Here is a 6,342-nt window from a genome sequence, read left to right as displayed (position 1 = left end):
ACCCAGGCGTCCAAACCAACCTCCCGTCCCCGCAAACTCGCTCCCCGCTCACAATCGGATCGCTACACGCCCGGCTGTGAGATATCCGGGCTAGAGCATGGCGGGAAGCTCGCCTGCGGCCATCCTTCGAGACGCCCGCCTCCGGCGGGCCCTCAGGATGAGGGCAGAGTGCGCAGCAGCAGTTTCAGCGAACACCGATACAACGGAGCCTCATCCTGAGGAGACCGCGAAGCGGTCGTCTCGAAGGACGAGGCGCTTGCTCGGGCCCTGCCGAACCAGTATCCACTTCGCTCGAAAACGCTGTAGACCCTACAATTGCAGTGACGGCGCGACTTCGCGCGCGACGTTGACCAGCGCCGCAATCAGCGGCGTCATCGGATCGCGCTGCGGGATCACCATGCCGATACTGTAATTGACATCAGGATCGGTGATCGGGATCGAGCGCACCGTATCGGACAGGCCGAGCGTCTCGGCGAGTTTGGCCGGCATCACGCTCGCCCAGCGCCCCGTCTTCACATGCGTGAACAGCACGAGCAGCGAGTTCGAGGTCAGGGTCGGCGTCGCCTCCGCGCCCACCGAGCGGAGCGCGCGGTCGATGATGCGGCGGTTCTGCATGTCGGGCGTCAGCAGGCACAGCGGCACCTGCCCGACCTCCTTCCACGTCACCGTCTCGCGATCGCCGAACATTCCGTCCGGCGCGGTCAGCAGGCGATAGCTCTCGTTGTAGAGCGGAATGGTGCGCACCTTGCCGATCGGCTCGTTCTCGATATAGGTCAGCCCCGCATCGACCTCTAGATTTTCGAGCAGCCCCAGCACCTCGGATGAGGTCGTGGACTGGATGCGGAATCGCACCTCGGGATGCTTGGCGCGGAACGGCGTCGTCAGCTGGGCGACCATGCCGAGCACGGTCGGGATCGCCGCGATGCGGATTTCGCCGGAGAGCTGATGCTTCAGCCCGTTGATCTCGTCACGCATGGCGCGGGCATCGCCCACGATCCGCCGCGCCCAATCCAGCGCGCGCTCGCCCTCTGGGGTAAAACCCTGGAAGCGGGAGCCGCGCTGGACCAGCATCACGCCGAGGATCTCCTCGAGTTGCTTGAGCCCGGTCGACATCGTCGGTTGCGTCACGCCGCAGACTTCTGCCGCGCGTCCGAAATGCCGCTCCTTCGCCAGCGCCAGCAGCAGTTCAAGCTTGTCGATCAACCGGTCGTCCCCTCGGATGCCATCGTGGCATGCAAGCTAGCACGGCAGGTCATTACCAACACGGAAAAACCGGCAAGCGGAACGCGATTAATTGCATTTCCGTATCGTCCGATTGCACTTCCAAATCGATCAGAATTCGCAATCGCAGCATGAGACAGCTTTATTGATCTTCGAACGATTCCAAATAGTTTGCGATCAAGGGACGCTCAATCTGAGAACAAAGAATGACAGCGGTTTACGAGCCTTGGGACGAGACGCGCGGCGCCGAGATCATCGCCGAACATGCGAAGCAAGAGGGCGCGACGCTGGTCATCCTGCACGCCCTTCAGGAGGCGTTCGGCTACGTGCCGGAGGCGGCGATCCCCATGGTGGCGCAGGCGCTGAATCTGTCGCGCGCCGAGGTGCATGGCGTGTTCACTTTCTACCATGATTTCCGCCACAGGCCGGCCGGGCGTCACGTCCTGAAGCTTTGTCGCGCGGAAGCCTGTCAGGCTGCGGGTGGCGATGCTCTCGCTGCGCGCGCCGAGGCGAAGCTTGGCGTGCCCCTCGGCAAGACCACCGCCGATGATCGCGTCACGCTGGAGCCGATCTACTGCCTCGGGCTGTGCGCGACCGCACCGTCCGCAATGCTCGACGGCCGCCTCATTGGCCGGCTCGATGAGAAGCGCCTCGATGCACTGGTCGCGGAGGCACAGCGATGAGCATGCGTCTATTCGTCTCACGCGATGCGGGTGCGATTGCGGTTGGCGCCGACGAGGTTGCGCTGGCGCTGGAGCAGGATGCGGCCAAGCGCGGCGTTGCAGTCGAGATCGTCAGGACCGGCTCGCGCGGCATGTACTGGCTGGAGCCGCTGGTCGAGGTCGCGACGCCGCAGGGCCGGATCGCGTTCGGCCCGGTGACCGCGGCCGATGTGCCCTCCCTGCTCGACGCCCTCGCCAGCAACACGCCGCATCTGCTGCGGCTGGGCGCAACCGACGAGATCCCCTGGCTGAAGCGCCAGACCCGCCTCACCTTCGCCCGCTGCGGCGTGATCGATCCGCGCTCGCTCGACGACTACCGCGCCCATGACGGCTATAAGGGCCTCGAGCGCGCGCTGTCGCTCGGCTCGGATGCGATCCTCGCCGAGGTCACCGCATCCGGCCTGCGTGGCCGCGGCGGTGCGGGCTTCCCGACCGGCATCAAGTGGAAGACCGTCGCGCAAGCGAAGGCCGACCGAAAATTCATCGTCTGCAACGCCGACGAGGGCGACAGCGGCACCTTTGCCGACCGCATGATCATGGAAGGCGATCCCTTCCTGGTGATCGAGGGCATGACGACCGCCGGCATCACCGTCGGCGCGACCAAGGGCTACATCTACATCCGCAGCGAATATCCGCACGCAGTCGAAGCGATGAACGCGGCCATCAAGGCAGCAAAGCGCGGCGGCTACCTCGGCGACAAGATCGGCGGCTCCACCTATAGCTTCGATCTCGAAGTGCGGGTCGGCGCCGGCGCTTACGTTTGCGGCGAAGAGACCTCGCTGCTGGAAAGCCTCGAAGGCCGCCGCGGCCTGGTCCGCGCCAAGCCGCCGCTGCCCGCGCATCACGGCCTGTTCGGCAAGCCGACCGTCATCAACAACGTGCTGTCGTTCGCCGCCATCCCCTTCATCCTCGCCGAGGGCGCCAAGGCCTATGCTGATTTCGGCATGGGCCGCTCGCGCGGCACGATGCCGATCCAGCTCGCCGGCAACATCCGCCATGGCGGGCTGTTCGAGACCGCATTCGGCGTGACGCTGGGCGAGCTCGTCGACGACATCGGCGGTGGCACGTTCACGGGCCGCCCGGTCCGCGCGGTGCAGGTCGGCGGCCCCTTGGGCGCCTACTTCCCGCGCGCGCTGTTCGACACCCCGTTCGACTACGAAGCCTTCGCCGCACGCGACGGCTTGATCGGCCATGGCGGCATCGTCGTGTTCGACGACAGCGTCGATATGCGCAACCAAGCGCGCTTCGCCATGGAATTCTGCGCCATCGAATCCTGCGGCAAGTGCACGCCCTGCCGGATCGGCTCGACCCGCGGCGTCGAGACCATCGAGAAGATCATCCGCGGCGAGCGCGTGAGCGAAAATCTCGCGCTCGTGGAAGACCTCTGCAACACCATGAAATTCGGCTCGCTCTGCGCACTCGGGGGCTTCACGCCCTACCCCGTGCTCAGCGCATTGAAGCATTTCCGGGAAGATTTCATCCCGGCCCCGACCACGCTTCAGGCCGCGGAATAGGAGAACGACGATGTCTCTGATCGAAGAAATCGACTACGGCACACCGCTCTCCAAATCGACGACGATGGTGACGCTGACCATCGACGGCAACCAGGTCACGGTGCCCGAGGGCACCTCGATCATGCGGGCCGCGATGGATGCAGGCCACCAGATCCCGAAACTCTGCGCGACCGACATGGTCGACGCGTTCGGCTCCTGCCGGCTCTGCGTCGTCGAGATCGAGGGCCGCGCCGGAACGCCGGCCTCCTGCACCACGCCTGTCGTGAACGGCCTCGTCGTGCACACCCAGAGCGAACGGCTGAAGAAGCTGCGCAAGGGCGTGATGGAGCTCTACATCTCCGACCATCCGCTCGACTGTCTCACCTGCGGCGCCAATGGCGATTGCGAATTGCAGGACATGGCCGGCGCCGTGGGCCTCCGCGACGTGCGCTACGGCTATGAGGGCGAGAACCACGTCTTCGCAAAATCCCATGGCGAGATCAACGCCGCCTGGATGCCGAAGGACGAGTCCAATCCTTACTTCACCTACGATCCCTCCAAGTGCATCGTCTGCTCGCGCTGCGTCCGCGCCTGCGAGGAAGTGCAAGGCACCTTCGCACTGACCATCTCGGGCCGCGGCTTCGACAGCCGTGTTTCGCCCGGCATGAGCGAGAGCTTCCTCGGCTCCGAATGCGTCTCCTGCGGCGCCTGCGTGCAGGCTTGCCCGACCGCGACGCTGACGGAAAAGTCGGTGATCGAGATCGGCCAGCCCGAGCACTCCGTCGTCACCACCTGCGCCTATTGCGGCGTCGGCTGCGCCTTCAAGGCCGAGATGCGCGGCGAGGAAGTCGTGCGCATGGTGCCGTACAAGGACGGCAAGGCCAATCGCGGCCATTCCTGCGTCAAGGGCCGCTTCGCCTGGGGCTACACCAACCACAAGGAGCGCATCCTCAACCCGATGATCCGCGAGCGGATCGAGGATCCCTGGCGCGAAGTGTCCTGGGATGAGGCGTTCTCGTTTGCCGCTGCCAAGATGCGCGGCATCCAGAAGAAATACGGCCGCGACGCCATCGGCGGCATCACCTCGTCCCGCTGCACCAACGAAGAAACCTATCTGGTGCAGAAGCTGATCCGCGGCGGCTTCGGCAACAACAATGTCGACACCTGCGCCCGCGTCTGCCATTCGCCGACCGGCTACGGCCTGTCGCAGACCTTCGGCACGTCGGCCGGCACGCAGGACTTCGACTCGGTCGAGGACACCGACGTCGCGGTCATCATTGGTGCAAATCCCGCCTCCGCTCACCCGGTGTTCGCGTCGCGCCTGAAGAAGCGGCTGCGCCAGGGCGCCAAGCTGATCGTGATCGATCCGCGCCGCACCGAAATGGTGGAGTCTCCGCACGTAAAGGCGTTGCACCTGCCGCTGATGCCTGGCACCAACGTTGCGGTCGTGACCGCGCTGGCGCATGTCATCGTCACCGAGGGCCTCGCCAATGAAGCCTTCGTGCGCGAGCGCTGCGACTGGGCCGAGTTCGAGGAATGGGCTGCCTTCGTCGCCCAGCCGAAACACAGCCCGGAAGCCACCGCGATCCTCACCGGCGTCGATCCGCAGGTGTTGCGTGAAGCCGCGCGCATCTACGCCACCGGCGGCAATGGCGCGATCTATTACGGCCTCGGCGTCACCGAGCACAGCCAGGGCTCGACCACCGTGATCGCGATCGCCAACCTCGCGATGGCGACCGGCAATATCGGCCGCCCCGGCGTCGGCGTGAACCCGCTGCGCGGCCAGAACAACGTGCAGGGCTCGTGCGACATGGGCTCGTTCCCGCACGAGCTGCCCGGCTATCGCCACATCTCGGGCGACGCCGTGCGCGACCAGTTCGAAGCGTTGTGGAACGTCAAGCTCAACCCGGAGCCGGGCCTGCGCATTCCCAACATGTTCGATGCCGCAATCGAAGGCACGTTCATGGGCATCTATGTGCAGGGCGAGGACATCCTCCAGTCCGATCCCAACACCAAGCACGTGGTGGCGGCGCTGTCGTCGATGGAATGCGTCATCGTTCACGACCTCTTCCTGAACGAGACCGCAAACTACGCCCATGTCTTCCTGCCCGGCTCGAGCTTCCTCGAGAAGGACGGCACCTTCACCAATGCCGAGCGCCGCATCCAGCGCGTCCGCAAGGTGATGTCACCGAAGAACGGCATGGCTGACTGGGAGGTCACCATCGCCCTCGCCAAGGCCATGGGCTTCGAGATGAACTACAGCCATCCGTCCGAGATCATGGACGAGATCGCGGCACTGACGCCGACGTTTACCGGCGTCTCCTACGCCAAGCTCGACGAACTCGGCTCGGTGCAGTGGCCCTGCAACGAGAAGGCGCCGGAGGGCACCCCGGTGATGCATATCGGCGGCTTCGTCCGCGGCAAGGGCAAGTTCATCGTCACGGAATATGTCGCGACCGACGAGCGCACCGGCCCCCGCTTCCCGCTGCTGCTCACCACGGGCCGCATCCTCAGCCAGTACAATGTCGGCGCGCAGACAAGGCGCACCGAGAACGTGGTCTGGCATGCCGAGGACCGGCTCGAGATTCATCCGCACGACGCCGAGCAGCGCGGTGTGCGCGACGGCGACTGGGTGCGGCTCGCGAGCCGTGCGGGCGAAACCACGCTGCGCGCGGAGATCACCGACCGCGTCTCACCGGGCGTCGTCTACACCACCTTCCATCACCCGGACACGCAGGCCAACGTCATCACCACCGACTATTCGGATTGGGCCACTAACTGCCCCGAATACAAGGTCACGGCGGTGCAGATCTCGCCGTCGAACGGCCCGTCCGACTGGCAGAAGGCCTATGACGCGCAGGCGCAGCACTCCCGCCGCATCGCGCCGGCCGAGGCCGCGGAGTAAC

Annotated in this window: 4 protein-coding genes; 3 read left to right on the top strand and 1 reads right to left on the bottom strand. The window is 65.4% G+C overall.

The features are described from left to right. Positions 1-309 precede the first annotated feature (309 nt). The gene (locus tag ABIB95_RS07715; protein ID WP_014496684.1) at positions 310-1,203 is read right to left on the bottom strand and encodes a LysR family transcriptional regulator; all 894 of its coding nucleotides are present in this window, start codon (positions 1,201-1,203) and stop codon (positions 310-312) included. A 224-nt stretch (positions 1,204-1,427) separates the two neighbouring features. Here ABIB95_RS07715 and ABIB95_RS07710 point away from each other — a divergent pair, with 224 nt between their 5' ends. The 3 genes from ABIB95_RS07710 to fdhF are packed head-to-tail and all read left to right on the top strand — an operon-like array spanning position 1,428 to position 6,341. Then, positions 1,428-1,904 carry a formate dehydrogenase subunit gamma gene (locus ABIB95_RS07710; protein ID WP_354238452.1) on the top strand — a complete coding sequence of 159 codons (477 nt, stop codon included), beginning with the start codon at positions 1,428-1,430 and terminating at the stop codon, positions 1,902-1,904. After that, positions 1,901-3,457: a formate dehydrogenase beta subunit gene (locus ABIB95_RS07705; RefSeq protein ID WP_354238450.1), complete on the top strand. Its 1,557-nt coding sequence runs from the start codon at positions 1,901-1,903 to the stop codon at positions 3,455-3,457. The genes ABIB95_RS07710 and ABIB95_RS07705 overlap by 4 nt, the downstream gene beginning before the upstream one ends. 10 nt (positions 3,458-3,467) lie before the next feature. Continuing rightward, a complete protein-coding gene (fdhF, locus tag ABIB95_RS07700) occupies positions 3,468-6,341 on the top strand; it encodes a formate dehydrogenase subunit alpha (RefSeq protein WP_354238448.1) in 2,874 nt (957 codons plus the stop codon). The last annotated feature ends 1 nt before the right edge of the window (position 6,342 follow it).

Source organism: Bradyrhizobium sp. LA2.1 (genome assembly GCF_040547725.1).
Classification (GTDB): Bacteria; Pseudomonadota; Alphaproteobacteria; order Rhizobiales; family Xanthobacteraceae; genus Bradyrhizobium; species Bradyrhizobium barranii.
The sequence above is the reverse complement of the archived record's forward strand: the minus strand, read 5'-3'. Positions and strand labels throughout refer to the sequence as shown.

Bases quoted from the DNA above. Each gene is read 5' to 3' on its own strand.
- ABIB95_RS07710 (WP_354238452.1), top strand. From the start codon at position 1,428: ATGACAGCGGTTTACGAGCCTTGGGACGAGACGCGCGGCGCCGAGATC.
- ABIB95_RS07705 (WP_354238450.1), top strand. From the start codon at position 1,901: ATGAGCATGCGTCTATTCGTCTCACGCGATGCGGGTGCGATTGCGGTT.
- fdhF (WP_354238448.1), top strand. From the start codon at position 3,468: ATGTCTCTGATCGAAGAAATCGACTACGGCACACCGCTCTCCAAATCG.